19 protein-coding genes and 3 pseudogenes are annotated in these 25,435 nt (G+C 68.7%); 10 read left to right on the top strand and 12 right to left on the bottom strand.

The window, feature by feature from the left end:
• Positions 1 to 22 precede the first annotated feature (22 nt).
• Both ACIBK0_RS40840 and ACIBK0_RS40845 read left to right on the top strand, forming a co-directional pair.
• Positions 23 to 316, top strand: a complete 294-nt coding sequence (locus ACIBK0_RS40840) for a putative quinol monooxygenase (protein WP_399091823.1) — start codon at positions 23 to 25, stop codon at positions 314 to 316.
• A 198-nt stretch (positions 317 to 514) separates the two neighbouring features.
• The gene (locus tag ACIBK0_RS40845; RefSeq protein WP_399091826.1) at positions 515 to 733 is read left to right on the top strand and encodes a hypothetical protein; all 219 of its coding nucleotides are present in this window, start codon (positions 515 to 517) and stop codon (positions 731 to 733) included.
• Positions 734 to 1,090: 357 nt separating this feature from the next.
• Here ACIBK0_RS40845 and ACIBK0_RS40850 read toward each other — a convergent pair whose 3' ends face one another.
• Positions 1,091 to 1,414: a hypothetical protein gene (locus ACIBK0_RS40850; protein ID WP_399091829.1), complete on the bottom strand. Its 324-nt coding sequence runs from the start codon at positions 1,412 to 1,414 to the stop codon at positions 1,091 to 1,093.
• Between the two features lie 744 nt (positions 1,415 to 2,158).
• Here ACIBK0_RS40850 and ACIBK0_RS40855 point away from each other — a divergent pair.
• Complete coding sequence (locus ACIBK0_RS40855) at positions 2,159 to 2,374, top strand: hypothetical protein (protein WP_399091832.1); 216 nt, start codon at positions 2,159 to 2,161, stop codon at positions 2,372 to 2,374.
• Between the two features lie 740 nt (positions 2,375 to 3,114).
• On the opposite strand, the pseudogene ACIBK0_RS40860 reads toward ACIBK0_RS40855, so the two are convergent.
• Positions 3,115 to 3,682 (bottom strand): annotated as a pseudogene (locus ACIBK0_RS40860) (GNAT family N-acetyltransferase).
• Positions 3,683 to 4,355: 673 nt separating this feature from the next.
• On the opposite strand from ACIBK0_RS40860, the gene ACIBK0_RS40865 reads away from it, so the two are divergent.
• Positions 4,356 to 5,609, top strand: coding sequence for an RNA-guided endonuclease InsQ/TnpB family protein (locus ACIBK0_RS40865; protein WP_399091835.1), 1,254 nt, complete (start codon positions 4,356 to 4,358; stop codon positions 5,607 to 5,609).
• 45 nt (positions 5,610 to 5,654) lie between these two features.
• Here the strand turns inward: ACIBK0_RS40865 and ACIBK0_RS40870 are convergent, their stop codons facing one another.
• A complete protein-coding gene (locus ACIBK0_RS40870) occupies positions 5,655 to 7,019 on the bottom strand; it encodes a pyridoxal phosphate-dependent decarboxylase family protein (RefSeq protein ID WP_399091838.1) in 1,365 nt (454 codons plus the stop codon).
• A 115-nt stretch (positions 7,020 to 7,134) separates the two neighbouring features.
• Between ACIBK0_RS40870 and ACIBK0_RS40875 the strand changes: the two genes are divergently transcribed.
• The gene (locus ACIBK0_RS40875) at positions 7,135 to 7,623 is read left to right on the top strand and encodes a MarR family winged helix-turn-helix transcriptional regulator (RefSeq protein ID WP_399091841.1); all 489 of its coding nucleotides are present in this window, start codon (positions 7,135 to 7,137) and stop codon (positions 7,621 to 7,623) included.
• 86 nt (positions 7,624 to 7,709) lie between these two features.
• Here the strand turns inward: ACIBK0_RS40875 and ACIBK0_RS40880 are convergent, their stop codons facing one another.
• Complete coding sequence (locus tag ACIBK0_RS40880; RefSeq protein WP_399091844.1) at positions 7,710 to 9,017, bottom strand: PQQ-binding-like beta-propeller repeat protein; 1,308 nt, start codon at positions 9,015 to 9,017, stop codon at positions 7,710 to 7,712.
• 251 nt (positions 9,018 to 9,268) lie between these two features.
• Between ACIBK0_RS40880 and ACIBK0_RS40885 the strand changes: the two genes are divergently transcribed.
• Together ACIBK0_RS40885 and ACIBK0_RS40890 are read left to right on the top strand one after the other, a co-directional pair.
• Complete coding sequence (locus ACIBK0_RS40885) at positions 9,269 to 10,822, top strand: alpha/beta hydrolase (RefSeq protein WP_399091847.1); 1,554 nt, start codon at positions 9,269 to 9,271, stop codon at positions 10,820 to 10,822.
• A gap of 86 nt (positions 10,823 to 10,908) precedes the next feature.
• Positions 10,909 to 11,154: pseudogene (locus tag ACIBK0_RS40890) on the top strand (YnfA family protein); the annotation flags it as partial.
• A gap of 97 nt (positions 11,155 to 11,251) precedes the next feature.
• Here ACIBK0_RS40890 and ACIBK0_RS40895 read toward each other — a convergent pair.
• The 3 genes from ACIBK0_RS40895 to ACIBK0_RS40905 all read right to left on the bottom strand — a co-directional run bounded on the left by ACIBK0_RS40895 (position 11,252) and on the right by ACIBK0_RS40905 (position 16,985).
• Positions 11,252 to 12,736 carry a methyltransferase domain-containing protein gene (locus tag ACIBK0_RS40895; RefSeq protein ID WP_399091850.1) on the bottom strand — a complete coding sequence of 495 codons (1,485 nt, stop codon included), beginning with the start codon at positions 12,734 to 12,736 and terminating at the stop codon, positions 11,252 to 11,254.
• A gap of 95 nt (positions 12,737 to 12,831) precedes the next feature.
• Positions 12,832 to 15,000 carry a methyltransferase, FxLD system gene (fxlM, locus tag ACIBK0_RS40900; protein ID WP_399091853.1) on the bottom strand — a complete coding sequence of 723 codons (2,169 nt, stop codon included), beginning with the start codon at positions 14,998 to 15,000 and terminating at the stop codon, positions 12,832 to 12,834.
• Complete coding sequence (locus ACIBK0_RS40905; RefSeq protein WP_399091856.1) at positions 14,997 to 16,985, bottom strand: ABC transporter ATP-binding protein; 1,989 nt, start codon at positions 16,983 to 16,985, stop codon at positions 14,997 to 14,999. Before ACIBK0_RS40905 ends, fxlM begins: the two co-directional genes overlap by 4 nt.
• Positions 16,986 to 17,348: 363 nt before the next feature.
• On the opposite strand from ACIBK0_RS40905, the pseudogene ACIBK0_RS40910 reads away from it, so the two are divergent.
• A pseudogene (locus ACIBK0_RS40910) lies at positions 17,349 to 17,787 on the top strand (threonine synthase); the annotation flags it as partial.
• A 576-nt stretch (positions 17,788 to 18,363) separates the two neighbouring features.
• Here the strand turns inward: ACIBK0_RS40910 and ACIBK0_RS40915 are convergent.
• Entirely contained in the window at positions 18,364 to 19,380 is a 1,017-nt protein-coding gene (locus ACIBK0_RS40915) for an Lrp/AsnC family transcriptional regulator (RefSeq protein ID WP_399091859.1), read from the bottom strand.
• Positions 19,381 to 19,677: 297 nt separating this feature from the next.
• Here ACIBK0_RS40915 and ACIBK0_RS40920 point away from each other — a divergent pair, with 297 nt between their 5' ends.
• Entirely contained in the window at positions 19,678 to 20,592 is a 915-nt protein-coding gene (locus ACIBK0_RS40920) for an alpha/beta hydrolase (protein WP_399091862.1), read from the top strand.
• Between the two features lie 213 nt (positions 20,593 to 20,805).
• On the opposite strand, the gene rox is transcribed toward ACIBK0_RS40920, so the two are convergent.
• The gene (rox, locus tag ACIBK0_RS40925; RefSeq protein ID WP_399091865.1) at positions 20,806 to 22,350 is read right to left on the bottom strand and encodes a rifampin monooxygenase; all 1,545 of its coding nucleotides are present in this window, start codon (positions 22,348 to 22,350) and stop codon (positions 20,806 to 20,808) included.
• Positions 22,351 to 23,478: 1,128 nt separating this feature from the next.
• On the opposite strand from rox, the gene ACIBK0_RS40930 reads away from it, so the two are divergent.
• Complete coding sequence (locus ACIBK0_RS40930) at positions 23,479 to 24,081, top strand: hypothetical protein (RefSeq protein WP_399091868.1); 603 nt, start codon at positions 23,479 to 23,481, stop codon at positions 24,079 to 24,081.
• A 177-nt stretch (positions 24,082 to 24,258) separates the two neighbouring features.
• On the opposite strand, the gene ACIBK0_RS40935 is transcribed toward ACIBK0_RS40930, so the two are convergent.
• The 3 genes from ACIBK0_RS40935 to dhaM are packed head-to-tail and all read right to left on the bottom strand — an operon-like array spanning position 24,259 to position 25,395.
• A complete protein-coding gene (locus tag ACIBK0_RS40935; RefSeq protein WP_399091871.1) occupies positions 24,259 to 24,711 on the bottom strand; it encodes an ATP-binding protein in 453 nt (150 codons plus the stop codon).
• 23 nt (positions 24,712 to 24,734) lie between these two features.
• Positions 24,735 to 25,019 carry an HPr family phosphocarrier protein gene (locus tag ACIBK0_RS40940; protein ID WP_399091874.1) on the bottom strand — a complete coding sequence of 95 codons (285 nt, stop codon included), beginning with the start codon at positions 25,017 to 25,019 and terminating at the stop codon, positions 24,735 to 24,737.
• Positions 25,003 to 25,395: a dihydroxyacetone kinase phosphoryl donor subunit DhaM gene (gene dhaM / locus ACIBK0_RS40945; protein ID WP_399091877.1), complete on the bottom strand. Its 393-nt coding sequence runs from the start codon at positions 25,393 to 25,395 to the stop codon at positions 25,003 to 25,005. The genes ACIBK0_RS40940 and dhaM overlap by 17 nt, the downstream gene beginning before the upstream one ends.
• Positions 25,396 to 25,435: the final 40 nt, after the last annotated feature.

Consider the following 25,435-nt stretch of genomic DNA (forward strand, 5'->3'; position numbering starts at 1 on the left):
CCGACCACGAAGGAACCACACCGTGAACAAGACCCTGCTCGCCGAATTCACCGCCCGTGAGGGAGCGGAGGACGAGGTCGCCCGCCTGATCCTGGACTACGCCCGGAAGGTGCGCGAGGAAGACGGCAACCTCGCCTTCGACGTGTACACCAAGGCATCCAACGCGCGCGCCTACTGGATCTTCGAGGTGTACCGGGACGAGGACGCGTTCCAGGCGCACCTGAAGGCCCCGTACGGCGGCCCGTTCAACACCGCACTCGCCCCGCTGATCGAGGAGGACGCCTCGGTGCTGACCTTCCTCGATCCGGTGGCCTGACGTCGGCCGGGCCCGCCTCGCGGGCCCGGCCGTTGCCACATCGTGAGCATGTGGTGGCGTGATGGATGAACTGAGGCGTTCCGCTGCCATGCCGTTTCTCGCATGCCGGGCTCTTCTTAGCGGGATGTCGCGCACGTCCTCGATCGCCCAAGGCCGCGTCATGCCGGGGGCGTTCGGCTTCTTCGTGGACCGACGGTCTTGACTGGGGCCGACGGCGTCGGCAAGACGCGGCTGGCGCTGGAGTTCGCCAAAGGCCTGCCCGGCCGCCGCGGACGGGTCGACTTGGTCGAACTCGACGCGCTGCGTGACGGCGCTCTGCTTGCGCAGTCTGTCGCCGCCGCGCACGGGGCGAGACGATCCGGCGCCGACATTCCGGTCCGCCGCCGCAGTGCGAGCCGTGAGAATCCCCCTCGTTGAGGGGGAGAAGCCAAGACCGCACCGCACCAGCAAGACCTTCCAGCCCACCAGGAACGAGCCCGCGGCTTTCAGCCGCGCCGGCCGCGTGGTTGTCGGTCTACGGGTGCTACCCGATCGGAAGTTGGTAACCTCGATCTCCTCCACACGCTCCTGAACGGGGTGCTGGCCTCCCAAGAACCAGCAAGAGCAGGGCAGGAGGCAATAACCCGATCGGTGAGCGACCGGCAGGCCACGTTCAAGGTCCCCCGCCCGGTAGACCGCGCCACCAGGTAGGGATCGAACGGGAGACGTCTGGCCCAGCTTTTGCTGGACCAGACGTGGGAAGATTCCGGGCTACCCGGAGCCTCCGTGAGTCCGTTACGTCGCCGGGCGGCTCTCCAGCTCCCGCCGCCTGGCAGCCAGTGCCCTCGCCAGCACCTTCGCCCGGTAGGGGTTCGCGTCGCCGAGGGCTGTCGCCACTGTCACTGCCTCGTCCAACAGCGCCAGCCGTCGCTCTGGCGTCTCCCGTACCAGAGGCGATGCGCTGGCCTCCACCAGGACGTACGCCAGCTTTGACCCGTACACCTCCGGCTCGACCTGTGTGAGAAGGCGATAAATCCACAGACCTTCTGCACCGCGCACCACCCGTCGGTTGGCGCTGAGTAGCTTGACCCTCGCCAGCACAACCATGTCCTGATCCACCGATCCCCCTTCATTCCCCTACTCCCGGCCCGCGCCCGTCGCACGACGAGACAGCACAGCGAACGCGCCGGCAGCCGAGAGCGGATGCCGGCACGAACGCCGGGGAGTGGATGACGACGAGTCTGCGGGGGGACCACCACCTGCGACAAGCCCGAACGGACGTGCGCTCCGTCCTATCGCAACGGCCTCCGAGCAGGCATGATGGACCTGACACTCACTCAAGCTCGGCCCGCGAACCGCCCGTCTTCGGAGGCGCACCTCCCGCGGAGCACTAAACGAGCCCGAGCTCTCCACCTGCTCGCTCAGATGTGAGACAAGTCCGGGCCTCGGCGACACCGGCCGCGCCGACCGGCTCATCACCGAGGGCGAACACCTGCGGCCCGGCCGCCGGAGCGGGTGTGAGCCTTCGGCGCAGAACCTGGCGTCTCGCGACGACCTTGACCATCTCATGGGCCACCGGCCCATGCTGGTAGCTCTGAAGAGCGGCCACAACAGATTTGGCGAGGTCATTGGTCGCTCGCTTTGGAACGACAGCCCGTTGCCCCAGAAATGATCCGTCTGGCTGGGTGCCCGGGAGGAGGAGAGAGGGGCGAAGCCACTCGTCTGGCGAGGACCCCACCGGACGCTGTTGTACTGCCGGCCGGGGCCATCCGAGTGTGCTGCGGCTGTGTCGGGCGGCAGTGGTCGAGCCGATTGACCATTCTGAGGGAGGACCGTCACCATGCCGGCGATGAGGGGTTAAGCATGCCGAAGGACTCGATCGCGCGCTTCCTGGCGGCCTTGGGACCTGACGACCGAGAGGCCGTAGTAGCCAAACCGGGGGAGGAGCAGGAGCGCCTCGCCGCGGCCTGGGAGCGTGAGTTGGAGGGCGACGACGAGCTCGACGTCCTCGACGAGGTGTCCCCGCCGGCGGCGGAGGCTGAGGCGGCTCGCCGCGTCCTTGGCCAAGACCACGACTAGGCACCACCGATTCGCCGTGGGCACACGGGCGCAGCCTTCGACCGGGGGCCAGTCAGACCGCGCGGAGGCCTGCACGCCGCGAGCGGGCTTGGGTTGTCACATCGTCCGAGAGGGGACGAAATGGAGCGGGATTCGGAGTCGGAGTTCCGTGTACGCCGGGTCTACGATCCGCCGACGCCCTGGCACACCAGGCGGTCACCCAGTTCGAGGACTCCGATCGTGCTCGTCGGACGTTCCACGTTTCCTGGGTTCGCCGCTGTCTGCTCGTATGGGGAAGGCGCATACACGCCATACCCGATGCCTTGGCGATGTCGATCGCTGCGACGCGCTCCATCAACTCCGCACCCTGGTCTTTCATTTCCGTATCCGCCATGCGTTTCCACCTCGTTCCTCGCTTGGCCGGCCAGGGGTGCGGCTGACCGGGAGCGAAAGGGACGGTCGGGAATCTGAATGGCGTGCTCGCGGCATCCGTGCGTGGTCCCTCAAGCCAGCTCCGGCACCAGACTGTTTCGCTGGATCGATCCCCAAGGCACTACCGGCGTCGCCGGCCAGCCGCACTCCGATTTTCACGCCGGTGAGGCGTCCCGTCAGGGACACGGTGGACTGTTTGAGATCCCAGGTTGTCGCCGGGGTCTTGCCGGCAGCATGAGCGGGAGCCACTCGGGCAGCCGCGGCGAGGGCCGCGTTCCCCTATCCGTGAGCACGAGGGACACGGCAAAAGGAGTAGGCGATGGTGTAGGTCACCGCACCGATGGATGCTGGTGAGTGGCCCAGTATTCGGTCACGGTGATGCCCAGTAGCACAACGTCGTGGTAGCCGCCGGCGAAGAATTCATGTTGACGAAGCCGCCCCTCCTCGACGAAGCCCAGCCTGCGGTAGAGGGCGAGGGAGGCATCGTTGAAGGCGTAGACCTCTACTTCACACTTATTGCAGCGCTGCTCGGCGAACATGTAGGTGAGGATTAGTTCGGTGGCCTCGACCGCGTAACCCTTGCGGCGGTGATCGCGGGTGATCGCGATGCCCGTCTTGAATCGGTCCTGTACGGTTGTCGGTTTCTCCGCTTGTCACAGACCCTGCGAACGCGCGGTCGGCCAGCGCCTCGATCACCAGCCGGAATGCTTCCCCACCTGGCGGACGTCCAGCACGCTCAGCAGTCCAGGCACGACAACTCTCCTCTGAGCGGGGAGGCTCGACCAGGTCAGCATTGCGGACATCGACGGTGTGCTGGGCCAGGTTGCGAAAGCCTTCCCAGTCTTCCGGCTCGACACCCCGCAGACGCACCTTCTCACCGGTCCACATGTCACTCATGGCGCCCACCACCGTCGGTTGCAGGCACTGTCGGCCATGCACGTCAAATGCCAGATGATATCGACTGGATATGATTGTGTGTTGAGTGTCTGAACGGAAAATCTCCCCGCACCAGGGCAAGCTCCGCCCATCGTCGGCCAAGGGTTGGACGGAGTTGCTGGTCAGCGACCCAGGGCGGCTTCGCCGCCCGCCGTGGGACGGGTAAATGGCACACCGAACACCCCGTAGCCCTTGATCAACACCGTGGTGCGGGGTGGCACCTCAGGAGGCGAGGTCAGCTACCTGCGGTTTTGCCCACCCGCGTCAGTATTTACGCGTCAGGCTGCTGGCCTGAGGGTGAGGTCATGGCCGCGGGCGCGAGATTCTTGCGAGGAACCCCGGGCATTCCCGACTCCGTTGGCAAAAGAACAGGGCGGGCATCCCGGCTCGCACTCTGGCTGGGAGTGGCTCACTTGACCGACGGGTCCGTGAGCCAAAGTGACCACCATGGCTGGCGATTAGTCCCTTTCCCAACGGAGTCATTCCCGCTCGGGAGGTATCGCGTCCTGAGGTGAGCGGTGCGGAGCACCGTGGTGGCGTCCGGCGCGGTGCGCCGGGATGGCGGGTCCCGCGTGGTGTGGGATTGTCCCGTGTTCGAATGCGAGGCCTGGGAATTCCGGTTGGCGTCACGGGTGTGAAGCTGGTTGTGCAGGTCAAACTGGCGCCGACGCCCGTGCAGGCGACGGCACTTGAGGCGACTTTGCGCGCGTGCAACGAGGCGGCCACCTGGGCCAGCGAGGTGGCCTTCGAAAAGGATGTGAAGAACAACTTCGCGCTGCGCAGGCTCACCTACGGCGAGGTGAAGGCGCGGTGGAACCTGGGGGCGCAGGCCGCCCAGCACGTGATCAAGAAGACCTGTGACGCCTATGCGACGCTGAAGGCGAACCTGAGGGCCGGGAACCTCGGCAAACCCGGCTCCCGGCGGTATCGCAGGGCCACCGAAAGGCCGATCACCTTCCGCGCCAAGGGGGCGCAGCCCTACGACGACCGGATGCTGTCCTGGCGGATCGCCGCACGCCGGGTGTCGATCTGGACGGTTTCGGGGCGGATCAAGGACGTGGCGTTCACCGCCGCCCCCGTGCAGGTGGCCACCCTGGCCCTGCACCGCAAGGGTGAGTCCGATCTCGTGTACCGGGACGGCATGTGGTTCTTGCTGGCCACCTGCGAGGTCCCCGAAGCACCGGCGAACACGGATCCGGTGGACTTTATCGGCATCGACCTGGGCATCGGGAACATCGCCACCACCTCCGACGGCGAGATCCTGGCCGGACGGGAACTGAACCGTATCCGCGTCAGAGAACGAAAGCTCCGCAGCAAGCTGCAGAAGAGGAACACCCCCTCCGCCAAACGCCGGTTGAAGAAGCGCAGGCGCAAGGAGGCGCGGCGGGCCAGAGACATCAACCACAAGATCGCCAAGCATGTGGTGGCCGAGGCGGAACGCACCGGTCGCGGGATCGCCCTGGAAGACTTGACGGGCATCCGCGAGCGGGTACGGCTTGCAAAGCCCCAACGGGCCACCCACGCCAGCTGGTCCTTTGCGCAGCTGGGGCAGTTCATCGCGTACAAGGCCCGCAGGGCAGGGGTGTTGGTGGTGTACGTCGATCCGGCGTACACCTCGCGCACCTGCGCCCAGTGCGGGCATGTGGACGGGGCGAACCGGGTCTCGCAGGCTTGGTTCGTGTGCCGGTCCTGCGGATTCGTTGATCACGCGGATCGGAACGGCTCCCGCAACATCCGTGCCAGAGCGTGGGAGTTGTGGCGACGCGGGGCGCAGTCAACCGCCCCAGACCCACTTCCCGAACCGGGGCGTGGGACAGGACGCAAACGCAGCGCCACAGCCAGTGGCGCCCGCTGTGCAAGCCCCTCGGCTTCAGCGACGGGTAGTTGACGGGGTTGTTCCGTTTGTTCTCTGGGGTTGTCTGGTATGGCGGGGTCAGCGGGCCTGGGTCAGCTGCTCGACCCTGTTGTGCAGGTGTTGGACGTGGTGTTCGGATTCCGGCTTCATCAGGACGCTGCGGAGGATCCGGGCACCTTCGGTGTCTGCTGTGATCTTGGAGTGGCGGGCGGTGAACGCCTCGTGGCCGGCTTTGAGGGTGCTGAGGTAGATGGGGTCGGAGCTGGTCATGCCGTCGGCGAGGATGCGGGCTGAGGCTGCATCGATGCCGGTGAGGGTCGCGGGGGTGACGGCGGGGAAGTAGGTGACGATGTCCAACTGGGGTGGCTGGTAGAGCTCCAGGGCGTCGGACGCCTCGATCAGGTCCGCCCATTTCAGGGCCGCTCTCCGACCGGCTGCCAGGACCTGGCCCAGGCCGTCGAGGGTGGGCGGCAGGAGTTGGAAGGTGAGCCACAAGGCGGCCGCGGAGGCGCCGGCGCGGGAGCATTCCAGGCTGATCTCGCCGAGGTGGAGCTCGGTGGAGGTGAAATAGGTGTAGGGCGAGTCGTGGAGGTAGAAGCGGCCCACCTCGGGGTCGCTGAAGAGGACGGCGCCGCAGCCGTAGGGCTGCAGGCCGTGCTTGTGCGGGTCGACGACGACCGAGTCGGCCCGCGCGATGGCCCGCCAGGGTTCGGGTGGAAGCCCTTCGGGGCCGGCGGCACCGGCCAGGAGCGTGAAGAAGCCGCCGTACGCGGCATCGACGTGGATGCGGACCCCGTACCGCTCGGCCAGGGGCAGCACGTCGTGGACGGGGTCGACGGCGCCCAGTCCGGTGGTGCCGGTGGTGAGGACGACGGTGCCCACCTGTCCGGTGCGCAGTATGTCCTCCAGCGCGTCGAGGTCCATTCGGCCCTGGCTGTCGGTGCGGACGGGGTGGCTAGTCAGGCCCAGGACGTGGCACATGCGGCCGTGGGTGTAGTGGGCGTCGGCGCTGTGGGCGATGCCGCGGCCGGGGTGAAGTTCGCGGGCGACGAAGAGGGCTTCGAGGTTGGCGATCGTGCCGCTGGTGGTGAGGTGGCCGAGGTGGGTGTCGTAACCGAACATGGTGGCGAGCTGCGCGACGACCTCGCGTTCCATCGCGGCGGTGGCGGGGCCGCCGTCCAGGGCGTGGTTGTTGGGGTTGACCAGCATGGCGGTGAGGTAGCCGACTACCGCGGCGGGGTGCGGGGGCTTGAGCATCTGGCCCGCGTAGTGCGGGTGGAAGAAGGGGTAGTTGTCCTTCAGTCTCCCGGTGAACTCTGCGAAGACCGACGCGAAGCGGTCGTCGTCCACGTGGAGGGACGGGTGCGGCTGGTAGGGGCCGAAGGTGTCGGCCCAGTTCTGTATCGCGTGGGTGGCTCGGCCGAGCCAGTGCTGCAGATCCACTGATCTCCCTCTCGGTCGTGGTGTGCGTCCACCATAGGATTTGATTGACTAGTCAGCAATTGATTGCTTAGCAATTGAGACAGCGGTTAGTGAGGAGGCAGTAAACTTGGCGGCGATGAACCCCACACCTCAGCACAGCGAGGAGGCCCTCGCCCGCGCCGCCAACAGTCGGCTGGTGCGGGATTTCGGCCTGCTGATCAAGTCCGCCACCCGCCTCGAGCAGCGCATCGACAGCGCGCTGCGACGCGAGTGCGGGATCAGCCACACCATGCTGGAGGTGCTGATACGGCTCTGCCGCCAGCCCGGCGAGGAGGTCAACCAGCGGCAGCTGGCCGACGACCTGACCCTCACCAGCAGCGGCACCACCCGCCTGATCGACCGCATGGAGGAAGCCGGCCTGGTCCGCCGCGCACCGTCCGCCGAGGATCGGAGGGTGGCCCTGGTGGAACCGACCTTCGAAGGACGTAAGGCGTTCCTGCGTGCGGCGGCCGTCCACGCCCAGGTGGTGGAGAAGTACTTCGTCAAGCCACTGGCAGCTGACGACTACGCGCAGCTGACCGGCGCACTGCGCGAGATCGACAAGGCACTTCGAGACACCCGGTGAGAGAACTTGTCAGGGAATTGCCTGGAGGACCTGACCGGTCGGCTGGGTCAGCCGGCGGGTCATCAGGGTGATGGCCGCCCTGGTGATCAGGGCATCGCCTTCTCTGATGCGATGAACGGAGCGGGGCCTCCCGCTCCCGCCGGGTGCGTCGGGTCGCTGTACGACGAGGCGTCGCCGCCGCCCTTGAAGATCCATGACGTGGACTCGGCGGCCGGGTTGAGGGCCACCACGCTGCCCTGGCCCGAAGTGACGGCGAGGTCGCCGAAGCGGGCGGAGGTGAAGTACCTCCCGCCGCCGATGTCGTCGTTGCTCGTCTTCCACAGCTGCTTGCCCGCAAGGCTGAAGCCGTGCAGGTACATGTCTTCCGACCCCGACTCGCCAGACCCGGAAGCGACAACCAGCGTGTCGCCGATGCGTGTGGGCCGCCCGGTGTTGCCTCCGGTCCGGACCGCCCAGCTCCGCGTCCCGTCTTTGGCATCCAGCGCGACCAGCCTCTTCCCGAAGGTGCCGACGTACACCGAACCGCCGGCCACCGCCGGCTCGCTTGTCGGCCCGGCCGGGGTCGGCGCCTCCCAGGCCACGCTGCCGTCGGGGGCGTACGCGCGCACGCTGCCCTTGCTCTCCGTGCCGGTCGTCACCAGTACGAAGTCCCCCGCGGCCACGGGGGACTGGCTGCCGCCCCCGTCGATCGTCCGCTTCCAGCGCACTCCGCCCCGCGGATCGACGGCGTACAACTCGGCAGCCCCCTCTCCGTTTTCCGCCGTCAGGCAGTACGCGCCGTCGGCCGTGGCCAGAGGAGACATCACCGACCGGCTCAGCTCGACGCTCCAGAGCTTCCTGCCCTTCGGGGAGACGGCGTGCAGTGCGCCGTCCATGCCTCCGACGTACAGCCGGCTCCCGTCGGGCGACAGCGCCGCACACGCGCCGCGGCCACCTAGCCCTCCTGTCCCGTACTCCCAGCGCACCCCCGTGGACCGCGGCCCGGCCGAGGAACCCGTCGCTCCGGCCTTGTCGTCCCCCCGGTCGCGCAGCCACAGCCATCCGCCTGTCCCGGCACCGGCGACCACCGCCGCGCCTCCCACCGCGGCCCGCAGCAGGCCGAGCCGGGAGGGCGGCACGCCAGGAGATTCGGAGGCCGGGACGTCCGTGAGGGTCACCGGCGCGACGTACTCGACCCGGCTCTCCCGCTCCGCCGACTCCCACGCGGGCACCCAGCGTTCACCGCCCCCGGACGGTTCGGGAGCGGCAGCGCCGGTGAACCATCCCGGCCACACGCCCGCCTGCAGCGTCCCCGCGTCGTGCCCCGCGGCCGCCACCACCTCCCGGGGAGTGGGCCGCTCCCCGGGCTCCTCCCGCAGGCACGACTCCACCAGCGGCAGCACCGGCTCCGGCACCCCATTCCGTTGATGACCTGCCGGTCCGCCACACGTGGACGTCCCGTGACGGCCCGCGGTATGAGCGGAGAGAGCAACTCCCACTCCTGGTCGGTGAGTTCATGGCGGCGTATCACCCCCCCGTGATCCACCCTCCGATGATCTTTGAAGACGGACCCTAGTACCCTGCACTCATTCGACGATCGGACGATCACGGGTACGGGCATGCAGGCACGAGGCGGGCGTCCAGGGGCGGGGACACGGGGATTTCAATGAGTGACGCACATCTGATGCGAAGCCGCAGACCGGGCCTCTCGGTCGGTGCGCGCATCATCGCCGTGGTCGTCCTCACCGCGATCGGGGCCGTCGTCGCCTGGCTCCAGCACGACGCTCGCGGCCGGAGTGCGGAGCCGCGTACGGAGTTCACCGCGAACAACCCGCCGGCCGGTCTGCCCACCGCGCTCACCACCAGCCAGCACCTCCACTGGTCCCGCTGCACCTCGCCGCCCACCGCGCGCACGGGCTACGACTGCGCCACCATGAAGGCCCCCCTCAACTACCGGAAACCAGACGGCAGGACGATCGACGTCGCCCTGATCCGCCGCAAGGCCACCGGCCCGAACGCCCGGCGCATCGGCTCGCTCGTCCTCAACTTCGGCGGCCCCGGCGTGTCCGGCGTGAGCGGACTGCCCGAATTCCTCAACCAGTACGAGCCGCTCCTCGACCGCTACGACCTGGTCTCCTTCGACCCGCGCGGCGTCGGCGCGACCATTCCCGTGCGATGCGGGAAGACCGCGGACGAGACCGGTTACGACGGGGCCTACGCCTGCGCCGAGCACTCCAAGGCGCTCCTCCCGTACATCGGCACCTCGCACACCGCGCGCGACCTCGACCTGATGCGCTACCTCCTCGGCGACGAGCGGCTGCACTACTTCGGCGTCTCGTACGGAACGGCGCTCGGCGCGGTCTACGCCCACCTGTACCCGTCGCACGTCGGACGGCTCGTCCTCGAAGCGTCCGTCGATCCGACCGAGGACCTCGACGAGGAGCAGGTGTCGCAGGTCAAGGCGGTCCAGGCGGCGTTCGACCGGTTCGCTGCGCACTGCGCGGCCCGTATCCGCCACTGTCCGACCGGCGACGGGCCCGAGGAGGCCGCGCGACGCATGGCGCGCCTGGCCGACCGCTTGGAGAAGAAGCCCGCCCCAGCCGGCGGCGGAAGGAACCTCGACGCCGACGACCTCGCGTACGCCGTCAGCGACCATCTCGACCTCGGCACAGACGGCTGGTCGCCGCTCGCCAAGGCCCTCACCGCGCTGATCGACCACAACGACGGCCGTCCGCTGAGCAAGGGCGCGGACGACATCGGCTCCGCCGACCACGCGGCGACCCCGCGGGCCAGCAGCCGCGCCGCCCGGACCGCGATCACCTGCGCGGACTCCAGCCTGCGCCCCGGCTTCGAACGCCTCGACAGGGACGTGGCCCGCATCAAAGCCGCCTCGCCCGTCTTCGGCGCGGCCTGGTCCACCGGCGTCTACCTCTGTTACGACTGGCCGTTCGACGGCGAGCGCGCCACGCCCCAGGTGAACGCCGACGGCGCGGCCCCCGTCCTAGTGGTCGGCGGCACCGGCGACCCGACTACCCCATACCCCGGCGCCCGCCACATGGCCCGCGCCCTGGGCGACGGTGTCGGCGTGCTCCTGACGGCCGAGGAGGAGGGCCACGGCACATACCCGCAGAACCGCTGCGTCACGGAGACGGTCGACCAATACCTCCGCACTGGCCGCACCCCGGCCCCGGGGACGGTGTGCCGGGGCAGCATGTCCTGAGGCCCGTACGAATCCGCCGGGCGGCCGTCAGCACACCGGTTCGCTCGCAGGGGCCCCGGGCGTGCACCACCACACCGCCCGGTCCACACAAGGGATGGATCTGGATCGGCGCCGGAGTGATCGCCCTCGGCCTCTACGGCGCCGTCGCGACCTTCCAGAGCGATGACAACTTCGGGCGCATTCTGGCGGCGTACGGCGGAATTTTTGTCGCCGGGGCGATCGCCTGGGGCATGATCGCCGACGGATACCGCCCCGATCGCTTCGACGTCATCGGAGCCCTCGTCTGCCTCGCAGGAATGACCGTGATCATGTACTCCCCGCGTGGTAACTGACGACCTCAACCGCAGGTCATTCCGCAGGTTCTGATAGCCCGACTCACCAGCATCCTCGACGGTCACGGTGTCTCCTCCGCGGGCAGCGGGACTGGGTTCAGGTGTGTGTGATGAGGTAGGCGGGGCCTTGGCCGAGCCGGGCCCGTTCGACGGCGTCGAGGCGGGCGAAGGCCCGCGGTGCCATCAACTGCCGCCATCCGGCCAGGTCGTGAACGGCCCACATGTCGTGCTCTGCGGGATCGAGGCGGATCCGGCGGAGTTGGTCGCGGGTGAGGCGCCCTCCGTCGAAGACGAAGCCGACCTTGTTCAGTGGCAGCCGGGGCCCGGCATGAAGGAAGTGCGTCAGGATCAATCGCGGCGTCCCGGAGCCGAGTTCGAGCCCGGTCTCTTCGACAGCTTCGCGGCGCGCGGTCTGGAGAGGGTCGTCCCCTTGCGCGTCGAGATTGCCGCCCGGGAATTGCCAGAGCCGGGATCCGTAGACCGAGCGCAGCTGTACGGGCCGGTCGTGTTCGTCGCGTACGTATAGGCAGCCGTACACCGTGTGGTGGGGCACGGTCTGCACGTAGTCCGAGGGCGTCACCGGCAGGGAGTGGCCGGGTCGCGCCGGGCGGTGGTCGAACTCGAAGGCCAGGGGACCGAGCGCTTCCTTGTCCGGTGGGTAGATGCTGCGGAGGGTCACGAACAACTCCTCGCGCGATGCGTCAGGGTCGATGTGTGAGGGATCCTCTGCATTGAGAAGGTCCTCGAACGAGGCGTACCGGGTGACCCGCCTCACGACGATGTCGAGTTCGCGACCGCTGTCCCGGTCGTGGAAGACGATGGCGTCCCCTGCTGCGACGGCTGCCTTCTTTGGGGTGGCCACACGTACCTCGACCGTCTTTCGCCCCGACTCCACCTGGCCGTAGTAGCGCCCCAACAGGTGGAAGTGATGCTGCCGCGGGGAGGCCGGCTTGGCGCCCTGGGTGCTGGACGGCGTGCCCTTCTCTCCGTCGGCCAGGGAACTGTCTTGCGGTGTGCTCTCGTTCTGACCCGGACCACGCAGGACAAGGAAGGCCAGCCCTTCGCTGTCGTGGCGTTCGGCAGTGGACCAGCGGTTCTGCATTGCTGCGAGTTCGTCCTCGTCGAGTGCGATACCGCGCCGCTCGGCCGGGATGTCGGCGGCGAGGGGGGTGATGACCACGAGGGTGCCTTCGGGGCGCAGGCGGTGGCCCAGCCTGTGCAGGGTGCGATCACGGGATGTGAGGAACGGAGCGACGAATCGCAGGGTGATCAGGTCGTAGCCGTCGGCCAGTGGTGTCCAGTTGTCGCCTTCGACGTCGAGGTGAAGCCATCGAGCTGCCTCCTCGTGTCGGGTGCCGGCTTCGGCGAGGGCGGTCTCGGACCAGTCGACGGCGTCAACGGCGTAGCCGAGGCCGGCCAGGTGAGCTGCGAGTTCACCGAGCCCGCACCCGACATCGAGGGCCCTTCCTCCGGCCGGTGCCGGCACATGAGTGGCCAGCAGCGCGCGCTCACTGTCACTGAGTTGTCGATAGCGGCGGCCGTCGGCGTAGCCATGGTCCCATTCGTCCTGCGTGGTGAACATGTGCGGGGCACGTCCTTTCCCGGTAGCGGCGGTCTCAGGGAGGCAGCGTGACGACTGACGACACTTGGGGGTCGCCGGCTCTGCGGGCGGGATCCTCAGGTCCAGCCCATCGCGGTGTAGAGGGTGCCGTGGGAGATGGCTTCCAGGGCGGTGCGGGTGTACTCCACGATGGGCTCGGGCAGTGCGTCGAGCGGCCACCAGCGCCATTCGGTGCAGTGCTCCGGTTCGCGGACGATCGGTTCGCCCTCCCACTGGGATGGCGAGAAGAAGAACTGGACACGCGGGATCGGGCTGTCGGGGTCGAGCAGGTCGATGACGTGGACGAGTGACAAGTCGCCCTCGGCGATGTCGAGTCCGGTCTCCTCTTTGGCCTCTCGGACCATGCAGGAGATGGTGGCTTCCGTGTCCTCGCGGTGGCCGGCGGGCAGGTGCCATGTGGAGGGTGCGAAGGCGCTGCTCGGGTGGCGTTTGCCCAGCAGGACGGCCCCGTTACGGATGAGGACCAGGTGGGCGCCGACGATGGTGCGGCTGCGGTGATCACTCGGCTCGCGGACTTCCACGGTGGGGAGCGGGCTGTCAGGGCTGGGGCTGGAGTGCGCAGCGTCCTGGTGGGCTTGGAGGACCGCGGCGGTGCCGGGGTCCATGGTCATCTCTGCTGTCTCCTCGATGCGGGTCCAGCGGAGCTGGATGCCCTCGCGCAGTTCGATCTCGTGTGCGGGCATGTTGAGGGTGCCCTGGTAGACACGGACGCGGTCCTTGAGGGATCCGCCTGCATCGAGGGTGTCCAGGGTGGCGAAGCCGGTCAGGTCCGGGATGGGGAGCCCGATTTTTTCGGCGAGTTCCCGGACGATCGCCTCGTCGGGGTGTTCGCCCTTTTCGGTGTTGCCGCCGAGCAGGGCCCACTGCCCCGGCCGCCAGATCGGCCTGTTCGCCGAGCGCAGGTGGAGCAGGTAGCGCTCCTGGTCATCCGTGAGCAAGGCTGCCGTGCCGGGCACGACCGGCCAGTCGATCGCGATGCGGGTGTGCTTCTTGACGAACACGTGCCGATCGCGGGGATCAGGGAGAGGACCGCAGTCGGTCACGGACTGGATGGTGATGCGCGGGCAGAGGGCGGCGCGGTGGTTGCGCTGCCAGTGCTGGACCTGTTCGGCCATCTCCTGGGCGGCCAGGTGACCGGTCGGGCCGTAGCCGTGGACGACCAGCTCGTACACGCCGTTGCCGTCCTCGCCTTCGGCGATGCGCTCCGTGGCCAACCGTGCCAGCGAGGCGCCGCGCACGATGGCCGCACCCGGCCAGTGACGCGGCGGAGGGTTCAGGACCCCGTTGTTGCCGTCGGGGTCGACGGCGAGGCGGCAGAAGCCGGGCAGCGCGCCGGCGAGGTAGAGGGTGAGGGCGTCGAAGGGTTCCTGACCGCCGACGGTGACGTGGGTGTGGGCCACGTACGGTTCGCCAGTGAGGGCGGGGGCGAGTTGATCGACGGGCAGCGCGGTGCCGTCCTCCCAGAAGAGATGGACACTGGTGCCCGCGACGGTGCGGCGGCGGGGATCCCAGGCGCCGGCGCCCTGCATGGCCACAAAGCCGCAGACGATCAGCGGCTCGTCGCTGTGGAGGGCGCCATCGCGTTTGGTGAAGCCGATGGCCCATGTGTGCTGGTGCAGGCGCAGCGGTGCGACGAGGCGCCCGCCCTCGGCGAGGGCGCCGATCCAGGGCAGGTCCCAGGTGTCGACGGTGACGATGATGGCGTCGAAACCCTCGTCCGGCATGACGTCGGACGGGAGGTGTTCGGCGTCGGCGGTGACCACATGTACGCGGTCGTACCCCGTTTCGGTCAGGAAGCGGATGGCGCGGTCGGTGACGGCCGGGTCGATGTCGAGGGTGGTGACGCTGCCTGCACGGCCGACGAGTTCAGAAATGAGGGCGGCGTTGTAGCCGCCGGAGCCGATCTCCAGAACGCGGTCACCCGGCTGGATGCGGGCCGCTTCGAGCATGTCGGCCTGCAGCCAGGGCGCGGAGATGGAGCTGGTGATGCGGCCGTCGTCGGTACGGCAGATGGCGACAATGTTGTCGGCGTAGGCCTCCTGGGCGGGCACCTCGGGGGCGAACGAGTGCCGGGGCACGGTGCGGAAGGCGTGCTCGACGGCGGTGGTGCGGATGTGGTCGGCCGCGGTGAGCTGGTCGGTCAACTGGTGACGCAGGGCGCTCGTTTCGTCGATGTCGGTGGTGGGAGGCGTCGTCACGGTGGGCCTTTCGATCGGTCGGGTCATGCGGGATCCGCGACGGTGGGTGAGGCGGGCTTCGGGACGCCGGCCTGGGGCGCGTACTGTGCGGCCTGCGCGGCGAACATCGAGGCGTAGCGCCCTTGGGCGGCCATGAGTTCATCGTGGCTGCCGTGCTCGGTGAGCTTTCCGTGGTGCAGGACGTAGATGCGGTCGGCGTGGCGGACGCCGGACATGCGGTGGGTGACCAAGACGACGGCCCGGTTCGGGGCGGCGAGCCGGCGGATGCGGTCGAAAGCGGCGATCTCGGCTTCCGGATCGAGGGCGGAGGTGGGCTCGTCCACGATGAGTACGCTGTCGGCATCCGAGGCGGAGCTGCGCCAGTGGGTTCGAGCGAGCCCCATCTTCTGCCACTCGCCGCCGGAGAGTTCGCTTGCACCGCGGAACATCCTGGCGAGCAGGCTTCGAAGGCCGTAGGGAAGTTTCGCGATGACCGGTCCGGCACCCGCGTAGTCGACGGACGGCTGCAGGTCCTCGGGTCCGGCTTCCTGGGCCGGTCGGCCGATCCGGATGTTCAATGCCGCTGTTACAGGCCAGCGTTGGAAGTCTTGAGTGAGCAGCGCAACGCGGTCGAAGACTTCGGAGCGGTCGAGGGATGCGACGTCGGCATCACCCCACAACACGGTCCCGCTCTGCGGCAGCAGCAGGCCCGACAACACCTTCATCAGAGTGCTCTTGCCGGAGCCGTTCTCGCCGACCACGGCGGTGACCGAGCCCATGGGCAGCGTGAGTGAGACCCCGTTCAGGGCGGGAGTTTCCCGGTCCGGGTAGCGGTAGCTGACCTCGTCGAGGACTACCTGCCTCACCCGTGGCGGAACGGGATCGCCTCCGTTGGGAATGGTGCGTCGTGCCGCCTCGTCCAGGAACAGGGCGTGGTCGCGGACGTAGAGGGACTCCTCGTGCAGCTGGTTGATGTTCATCACCAGCGCGCCCAGGCTCGCCGAGCCGGCCCGGACGGCGATGACGGCGGTCCCGGCTACGGCCAGACTCATGTGCCCGCTCATGATCAGCCAGAACATCGCCGCGTACGTCGCCGCCACGGCGAGGCCGGACAGCGCGGCAGCCACCCACTCGGTGACGGCTTTGCTGGAGGCCAGCCGCTCCTGCTCGGCCTCGGCGCTCTCGGCCATACGCTCGTAGCGGCTGAGCAGGAACGGCCCGACGGCGTGGATGCGCACTTCCTGTGCGGCGGTCCGCTCCGTGAGCAGGTTGCCGATGAGGCGGCTGGCCCGCACGTGCTCGATCCAGCTCATCACCGACACGTACCGTTCCTGCGCCACCCGCATCGCACCCCAGCCGCGCGGTGCCGCGATCAGGATCAGCATCGGTAGGAGGACCGGGTGGAGGATGGTGAGGACGCCGGCCGTGGAGATCAGGGAGATGCTCCCGTTCAGGGCGGCCACGCAGGCGCCGATCATGCGGCGGGCGGATCCGGCACCGTATTGGGCGACGTCGATCAGCCGCCGGAACTCCGGGTCCTCGATGGCCTCCAGTTCCACTGACGCGGCGGCGGCCAGGTACTGGGTCGTGGCGATCCGCTCGACCAGCGGCTCCAGTCGGCCCGCCCGCGAGGTGGACCATCCGGCCAGGCCCGAGTTGACCGCGGCCGCTCCGGCGGCGGTGAACAAGCCCGGCAGCACTGCCTGCAATCGCTGCCCAGGGGTGCCCGAGCCGAGCAGCGCGTGCATGACGGAGTTGACCGCGAGCAACCCGACGGCCGCCACGACGCCCTGCCCGATCTCGCTGATCGCGACAGTGAGCAGAGCGCGGCGGTCCGCCTGCCACGCCATCCGCAAGGCCGCCCCGACCAGCCTGGGCATGGAGCGCAGAGCCGACATCATCGTCAAGTCGAGTCGGGCACGCTCGTGTTCCGACCAGCCGAAGTCGTAGCGCAAAGGACCGCCGAAGAGCTCCTGCTCGGCGTCGGAGACCTCCGGCTCGGCCATCTGCACGCGTCCGAAGAACCTCTTCACCGGGCACCTCCCGGCCCAGCCGGCGTGGGCAGCCGCCGGGCCATTGTGGCTGCGCTCATCCGTAGAGTCGCCTGTGCTTGTGTGTTGGCCGAAGTCAACCTGGTCCCCCTTGACGGTTGTGCGGCTGGTTCGTATGGCTCAACGAATCAGCCGGAATTTCGAACACATGTGTTTCAGTCGTGTTGGTAACCCCGCGATTGAGCGCGCGCCGGTGCTTGCGGGTTGCATCGACCCTTGCGCTGCAAGGGCCGAGGATTGGAGCGGCGGTGGCCAAAACGCCGAGCGTGCCGCTGTTACGTAGCCGGGGCCCGGACGGGGTCTGGTGGAAGCGTGCGAGCAGAGCGCTGGACTGCGGGGAGCGGCCCCGTCGGCAATGGCACGCTGCTGCTCGACGCCGCCCTCGCGGTTGCCGAACTGCATGGCGCGGGCCTCATCGATCGCCGGCCCGCCCTGTACGCCGTCCAGTCCGCGGCGGTCGCTTGGCCCATGCGTGGTCCGAGGGCGCGGACGACCTCGTCGGCGACACGCCCATGGCGCCCACCTTCGCCGAGGGCATCGCGATCCCCCGACCGCCGCGGGCACGGCAGTTCCTGCGGGCGGTGCGGGAGTCGGGCGGCACGTCTCATGGTGACGGAGGTTCAGATCCGGCACGCACAGATGGACCTGGCTTCGCAGAGACTGTCCGTGGAGTCGACAGGGGGTGGCTTGCTGGGCGACCGTCCGGGAGGGGGTGCTCGGCGGGCGGTCGGGGGTGGTGCCTTCATGCGGGGCGAGGGTGAGGACGGAGCTGGGCGACGCGTGAGGGGGAGGGCAGGTTCGCCCCTCACGGGGAGGGCCGGGGTCCCGGCGCGGAGTCTCGTGAAGGGCAGCGCGGGCTCTTGGCGCCGAGTCCGCGAAGGCTCCCGGCGGTCGCGGCAAGTAAAGGGTGAGACCGCCGACCGGCGGTCCGGAGACGGAGCCCCCGTGACCACGGACCTGAACGACGAGGAGCTGCCGGCCCGCACAGCGTGGGACCCTGCCGCCTTCGAGCCTCTGGTGGAGCGCCACTCCGCGGCTCTGCACGGCTACTTCGCGCGCCGCGCGCCGCGCGCCCGCCGCCGCCGACGATCTGCTCGCCGAGCTGTGGCTCCAGGCCTACGCGCCCCGGCGCCACTTCGACCGGCGGCGCGGACCCGCCCGCGGCCGGCTGTTCGCAGTGGCCAGATTCGTCCTGTCCCGGCACTGGCGACGCGTCGCCGCACCAGGGCCCGATCTGCCGGGGCCCGAGCGCCCCGACGACCCCTGGGAGGCCGTCGACGACCGCCTCGACGCGACGGCGGTGGATTCTCGGCTGCGCACCCTGCTCGCCCAATTGCCCCCCGTCGGCGCGGCGGTGCCGTCACCTCGACGGGAGCGGCTGGACCGGCGCGGGAGCGCGTTTGGCGGCGCGGCTGACGATGGCCGTCTCGACGTGGGTGATGCCCAGGCCGACCAGGTCGCGGGAGAGGAAGCCGTAGAGGGCCGTCAGGTCCGGGAAGTACGCGGCCGCGTGCAGGTTCGAGGGTCCCGACGTCGCGAACGCGCCGTGCACCGAGGGGTGGTCGGCCAGCGCCCGCCCGGCGGCGGCCAGATGGTCGGGGGCCACGTGCAGCAGGAGTTTGGCCTCGATGGGCAGCCCGAGGCGGCGTGGCTCGACCAGGACCTGGGTGATCAGGCGGCCCTGGGCGGCAAGTTGGGCGAGGCGTCGGCGCACCGTGCTCTCCGAGTGGCCGGTGCGCGCGGCCAGGGCCGTCGCGGTCAGGCGCGCGTCGAGGGTGAGAGCGTCGATGAGGGACTGTTCCAGGGCATCGGTGTCGACGCCGTACGGGCCCGGGGAACCGGAAGCGGTCGCTTCGGGGACCGGTTCAGCCGGGCTCAGCGCCGCGCGTTCGGGCGCAGTCAGTACCTGGTGGCGCCACTCGGAGGTGAGCCGGAAGACGTGCAGGATCGTGGCACTCTCCAGGGACGTGACCGCCTGGGTGGAGGGCAGCTGCCGGAAGACCAACGGGTCGCGTGAACCCGGCTCGGTGCGGGCGACCGCGAAAATCTCGTCACCCGAGGTGGTGACGTCGATGAATGGGATGTCCTTGCGCGCCGCGAGCGCGGCCACGATCGTGTCGAGCTTTCCCCGCAGGACCCGGATGCGCAGGAACAGGGCCCCGGCCGAGCCGCCGTTGCGCGGTCGCGCGACCGGTGAGATCACCACGCGCACGGTGCCGTCGGCGCCGAGCGCGTGCAGGCGGCGGCGCACGGTGGCGGGGCTGAGCCCCAGCACTTGGGCTGCCCGCTCCGCGGTGAGGCGGCCGTCCCACTGCAACGCGGCCACCAGCCGCTGATCCATGAGACTCAGTACGGAATCCGCCGATACTCGCGCCATGAAGGCAAGTTTCGCCCATTCCGTCGCGCTGCGGGGCCCGTCTCGGGGAGCACGACCCAAACATGGATGTCATCCACTCCGCCCGGTCCGTGACGTACGTCGGGGAACGCGAGCCACGGAAGGAGCAACCGATGATCCACGGCCCGCGCATCTGGTGCCCCGGCCTGATCGGCTGACCTTAGGCACCTCCGGGGCTGCCACCGGCGGCCCTGCACAGGTGGCCTGCGGTGCGACGACGCCGCAGGCCCGCGGTTTTTGCAGCACCCCGAGAACGACGCATCCACCACGGAGGTCCATGTGCCCGCGTTCAAGCAACGGGAAAAAGTACGCTTCGCCAGCGGCGACACCTCATGCGCCGCTTGGCACTACCCGGGGTCCAACGGCGGCTGCGTGATCATGGCCGGCGGAACCTCGGTGACGAAGGAACCGGCCTCGGACCTGTTCGCCGCACGGTTCAACGACGCCGGTTTCGCGGTCCTCGCCTTCGACCACCGACGGTTCGGAGAGAGCGGGGGCACGCCGCGCCAGATCGTCCGCTTCGACGAGCAGGTCGCCGACTGGCACGCGGCGATCGAGTACGCGGCCGGTCTGCCCGACGTCGACCCGGACAGGATCTCGGTCTGGGGTTTCTCGCTCGCGGGCGGCCACGTCTTCCGTGTCGCGGCCGACCACCCTCGACTCGCCTGCGCGATCGCCCAAACCCCGCTGGTCGACGCCCGCGCGGTTGCTCCCCATGCGCTGCGCTCCATGACGCCCCTCGCGCTGCTGCGGCTACTCGGCCTGGGCGTCGCGGACACGCTCGGGGGCCTCGCCGGGCGTCCGCCGCTGCTGGTCCCCACCGCCGGACCGCGCGGCGCCGTCGCCTCGCTCACCACGCCCGACGCCATGGACGGCGACCGGGCCCTCGACCCCGAGCGTCGCCACACGAACTGGGAGCAGACGGTCGCCGCACGGATCGTCCTGCAGTTCGGCGGGTACCGGCCCGGCCGCCATGCCTCCCGGATACGATGCCCACTGCTGGTGGTCGTCTGCGACCAGGACCAAAGCGCGCTCCCCGGCCTCGCCGTCCGGGCGGCCCGGAACGTGCCAGGCTCCGAAGTGGTTCACCTGTCCGGCCGCCACTACGCCCCGTTCCTCGAATCGCACGAACAGGCCGTCGAGGCGGAGATCGCGTTCCTGCAGAAGCACCTGGATCCCCGCGATCCCAGGTGAGCAGATCACCCGCTCGATCGGTCTGCCCAACGGTTGGAACGGCAAGCCCGCTGCCGGGGAGCACGCCTTCGTGGTCACCCACGGACCACCGGCGGACTGGGAACACGCCTGCACCGCACTGTCACCTTCGTCGACGGTCGAAGCGGCCATCAGCGCCGCTCGCTACTGGCCGTTCGATCCTCCTCACGGGCCCTTTCGGTTGCTGAGGCGAAATCAGTTGGCGGGCGTGCCGAACCAGCGGGAGAGGTGGTCGTCCAGGTCCTGCTGATCGTCGCCGATCCAGGCGACGTGGCCGTCGGGGCGTAGCAGGACGCACGGAGCATCCAGTACCGCAGTGGGATCCGCGAGGTAGTCGACCCGGTCTGACCAGCCCCCGACGGTCAGGCGTTCGGTGCGGTCCAGCAGCAGTCCGCGGCCGCGATGCAGCAGACCGTAGAGGTGGCCCTGTTTCACGTCGATGTCGCGCAGGCGGCGGCCGAGCAGGTCTTGGCCTTCGCCGAAGTCGTAGCGGATACCGATCGCGGTGATCTTCTCGATCAGACAGCGGTTCACCTCGTCGAAATCCATCAGTTCGGTGAGCAGCCTGCGCAAGGCCTGCGGGCCCGGTTCGGTGGACAGCAGTTCCATCTGGGCGCGGGTGTTGTCCATCACGTCCTCGGCGACCGGATGACGTTCGGCCTGATAGGTGTCCAGCAGTGTTTCCGGCGCCCAGCCGCGGATCTGTGCGGCCAGTTTCCAGCCGAGGTTGAATACGTCCTGAACGCCCAGGTTGAGGCCCTGTCCGCCGGTGGGTGGATGGATGTGTGCCGCGTCGCCGGCCAGCAGCACCCGCCCGACCCGATAACGTTCGGCCAGCCGGGTGGCATCCCCGAAGCGGGACAACCAGCGCGGGGAGTGCACGCCGAAATCGGTTCCGGCGATGGCGCGCAACTGTTGTTTGAAATCCTCGAGGGTGGGCGGTTCTGCGCGATCGCTGACTCCCTCGGCGGGGACTACGACGCTATATGCCCCTTCGCCGAAGGGCCTGAGCCAGAATCGCTTATTGGTCTCGCGGATTTCGGTCACTTTGGCGGCGATCTCCTCCTGCGGCATACCCACTTCCATCTCGCCCATCAGCGTCTCGGTCCGCGAGGGCTCGCCGGGGAAGCCGACGCCGAGCAGTTTGCGCACCGTACTGCGCCCGCCGTCACAGCCGACGAGATAGCGCGAACGCAGCTGTTCGCCGTCGGCCAGCTCGACGGTCACACCCTCGTCGTCCTGCTCGAAATCGGCGACCGCACAACCGCGCCGGACCTGCGCACCCAGTTGGATCGCATGTTCTTCGAGCAGGTGGACGATGACCGGCTGTGGGATGCCCAGCAGATAGGCGTGGGCGGAATCCAGGCCCTCGGGCGCGGGTTTGGTGATGGCGGCGAAGAATCCGCCGGCCGGACGCTGTCTTCCGTGTTCGAGAATGCGATCCAGCAGTCCGCGCATTGCCATCAGCTCGATACTGCGAATATGCAGACCGACTATGCGGACGAACGACGCGGGCTCGGTTTCCTTCTCCAGAACGAGTACCCGAACACCGTGCAGCCGCAGTTCGGCGGCCAGCATCGCGCCAGTCGGCCCGCACCCGGCAATGATCACGTCGAACATGAGGGGCGCGCGATCAGCGCCGGAGGCCGACGACCGGAGTCCGGGGACGTCGCCCACGGTGAAGTCGCGCTCGACCGTATCGTTCGACGACGGCTCGGCGGTGAACTGCGGAGAGTCCATAGGTGTTGCCTTTCGGGAGTGCCTTGTTGTCGAGGCGCTCCTGGCGACACCTACGTCAATCGCCCGACCGTGACCGGAAGGGGGAGCACCCACATCGCTACAGCGTTCATGGGTCTCACCTCCTCGGGCGGTGTCACGGTCAACTGGAAGCTACAAGCCCGAGCATTACCCCGTCCAACCCTTTTCCCAGCCACGTGATCACGACTCCGAACGGGCCGATGCGGTTGCAGGGCGAATCCGGCGTGGCGGCCTGGCTGGTCACGGTCGACGGTCTGCTCCTGGGCTGCCCCGAGGCGGACCGGATCTCAGAAGGCGCTGCGCGCTGGAACCGGAGGCGCTCGACGCGCGCGAGCGGCTGCGCGAGGCCCACGAGCCGGGTGACCGGCCGCCCTGCGCGGCTACCTTGCACCGTGGGTCAGAGATAGGAGACCGGGGCCGAGACAGGCAGGCACCCGTGGTGCCGTTACGGTGGACAAGTACGGTCGCGGACACGCCATCCGGTGGATTGGAGTCTCCCTCCCACCTGCGCACGCACCCGCTGCCGTTGAGGGTGACGCTGCTGGCCGCGCTGCTGTACGAACGGGAGCGGGAGAGCACGGAACACTCAGAGGGGGCTTCGAGCAGGTGGGGCGGCCTCCGAACGGCCGTATCGTTCAAGCCGGTCTGGTCGCCACAACGCCCGCCCCGGGATGGCGGGGCGAGGGCTCACGCTGTCAGGAGTAGGCCCAGCGCCACCCGTTGCGGTAGGTGCACGTGATGTTTGCACCGCCGGCAGCCGTCGTCGAAGCGCCGTGGTCGCTGTTCCGGCAGTACTGCCCCGCTTCGTAGCAGTTGCCCGAGTTGAAAAGACGATCGAGCAGGTGCCGGTGTCGCTGCTCCCGCTTGTGTCCGCCGCAGCATCCTGTGCGGCTTCGGTGACCGTCTTCGTCGGACCCGGCGTCCGCACCGTCTTGGTGACGGTAACCCTCGGCGTTGCGGGTCACGACTACGGGGCGCACGGAGCGTTCGGCGGTGTCCGGTCTCGCTGAAGTGGGGGCAGGCTCAGCCAATCTGAGGCATCCGGCCTCGCTGCCTCAGATTGACTGGCCCTGCGGACGTCGGTCCGGTGCTCGTGCCAGAGTCCTCCTCGTGCAGATATCCAGATCCAGATACGTTGCTACGGGCCTCTTTCTGGGCGCCATCCTGATATTGACCGCCTGCGGCCAGCAGCGCACCGGCCCGACGGTGACCGGTCTCGCCCCGAGCCTCGGCGCGACCCCCTCGCCCACGCGCTCCTCCATGGGTCCCGCGCGGGGCAACGTGGAGCCCGGCTCCCACGGTGGAGCCCCGCACTACCGCGAGAACAACGGCTTCAAGGTCCCCAAGGACATGTCCCCCGCCAGTGAGGAGATCGCCCGGGGGGAGGCTGAACGCATCGAACCTGTCCTCAAACGCCTGTGGAAAAACGGAGTGTGGGACCCGAAGAGCGTGCGGGCGGCGCTGCTCCAGCTCGGCTACCGCAACGAAGGCCCCGACAGCGAGCAGGGCCGTGGAACGCTCTTCGTGGAGGACATGGGAACGCGGCTCGGGCTCACCGACACGCACCCAGTCAGGCCCGAGGGTGCCCGCATCGCCCTGCGGGTCCGTCACGACGCCTGTGTCACCGCATTCACGCAACCGACGAACTACCAGGTCACAGTCAACGGCCGGTTTCTGGAGACCGGCTGCTTCGAACCGCGCGGCGGCCACTGAGCACCGGGCTTGCCAGGTTCGCCTCGATGACAGGGTGTTGCTTGGATCTTCGCGGCAGCCTCGCGAGCTGACTGACGGCGCAGTCACAGGCTCGACCCGATCTCAGTCTTTGATGAGCTGCCTCAACTTGAGTGAGCCCGCTGTACGGAACGTCTCACTCAGTTGAGGCAGCTCAGGTCAGCGAGGGTCCACTGCTCCCGATCGATCGAGACCCGACAGTTGTTGTCCGCAGATGCCGTACTGAAGGGCGAGAGCCGCGATGATGCCTTCTCCACGGCCGTGCTCCGCCAAGACATGCAGGACATCGGCGGGTGCAGACCCGGCGGTGTGAGCAGGGCCGCCGCCAATGACCTCCACACGCAAAGCCGTCCGACTGTCGACGTCCGGCAGTGACAGCCGCAGCACCGTCGGCGGCAGGGCATGAGTGATGGCGTTGGTGATCAGTTCGGATATCACCAGGATCGCGTCGTCTGTTGTTGCCGTCGGCATGGCCCAGTGCCCGAGCACGGTGCGCGCGTGGTGGCGCATTGCGGGGACGGCTGCTGGGATGTGCGGCAGCGGGCAGGTGTACTCGGCTTGGCCGACCGGAGGGGTGCCACCCGTGGCTACGTAAGGATCGCGGCTCTTCATCTGGGGCCTCATGACGATCAGAGCTATTCGGCGTTCGCCAGGACGTCGGTCAGTGCGGCGACCGCGTCGTGGGCGTCGGGACCGGTGGCTCGTACGGTCACCGTGCTTCCGGCCGTGGCCCCCAGTCCCATGACGCCGAGCACTCCGGTGGGATTGATCGTCTTGCCGTTGTAGTCCAGCTCGATGGTGCTGGAGAACTGACCTGCTGCGCGGGCGAGCCGGCCCGCGGGGCGGGCGTGGAGGTTGGCGGGAAGCACCACGGTTGCTTCGTGGCCGGTGGTGCTGGGGGCATCAGAGCTTGCGGACATTGCGGGCCTCTTCAGCGGAGTTGACTACGGTTTGCAGGTCGGCACCGGATGCGGCAGCGACCACTGCGGCGACGGCGCCCTCGACGAAGGGGGCGTCGACGAGGACGACGTCGGGGCGGGGGTGGTCGTCCAGGACGGTACGGGTGGTCAGAACGGAACTGCCGAGGTCGGGAAGAACCAGGACCCCGGCGCCCCGGTCGGCGATCTTGATGGCGTTGAGAACAAGGTCGTAGCTGGTTCCGATCCTGCCGTCCTCGGTTCCGGCCGCGGTGACGACGGGAACGGTGTCGGAGCCGATCTGCTCCACCAGCAGGCGCAGGCCTGCAGCAAGCTCGGCGCTATGGGACACGAGTACGATGCCCACGGGTGTGCTCATGAACAGCCACATTAAATCTCGGAACGCTGTTCATCAATAC

It is taken from the genome of Streptomyces sp. NPDC050564, assembly GCF_044457265.1.
Taxonomy (GTDB): Bacteria; Actinomycetota; Actinomycetes; order Streptomycetales; family Streptomycetaceae; genus Streptomyces.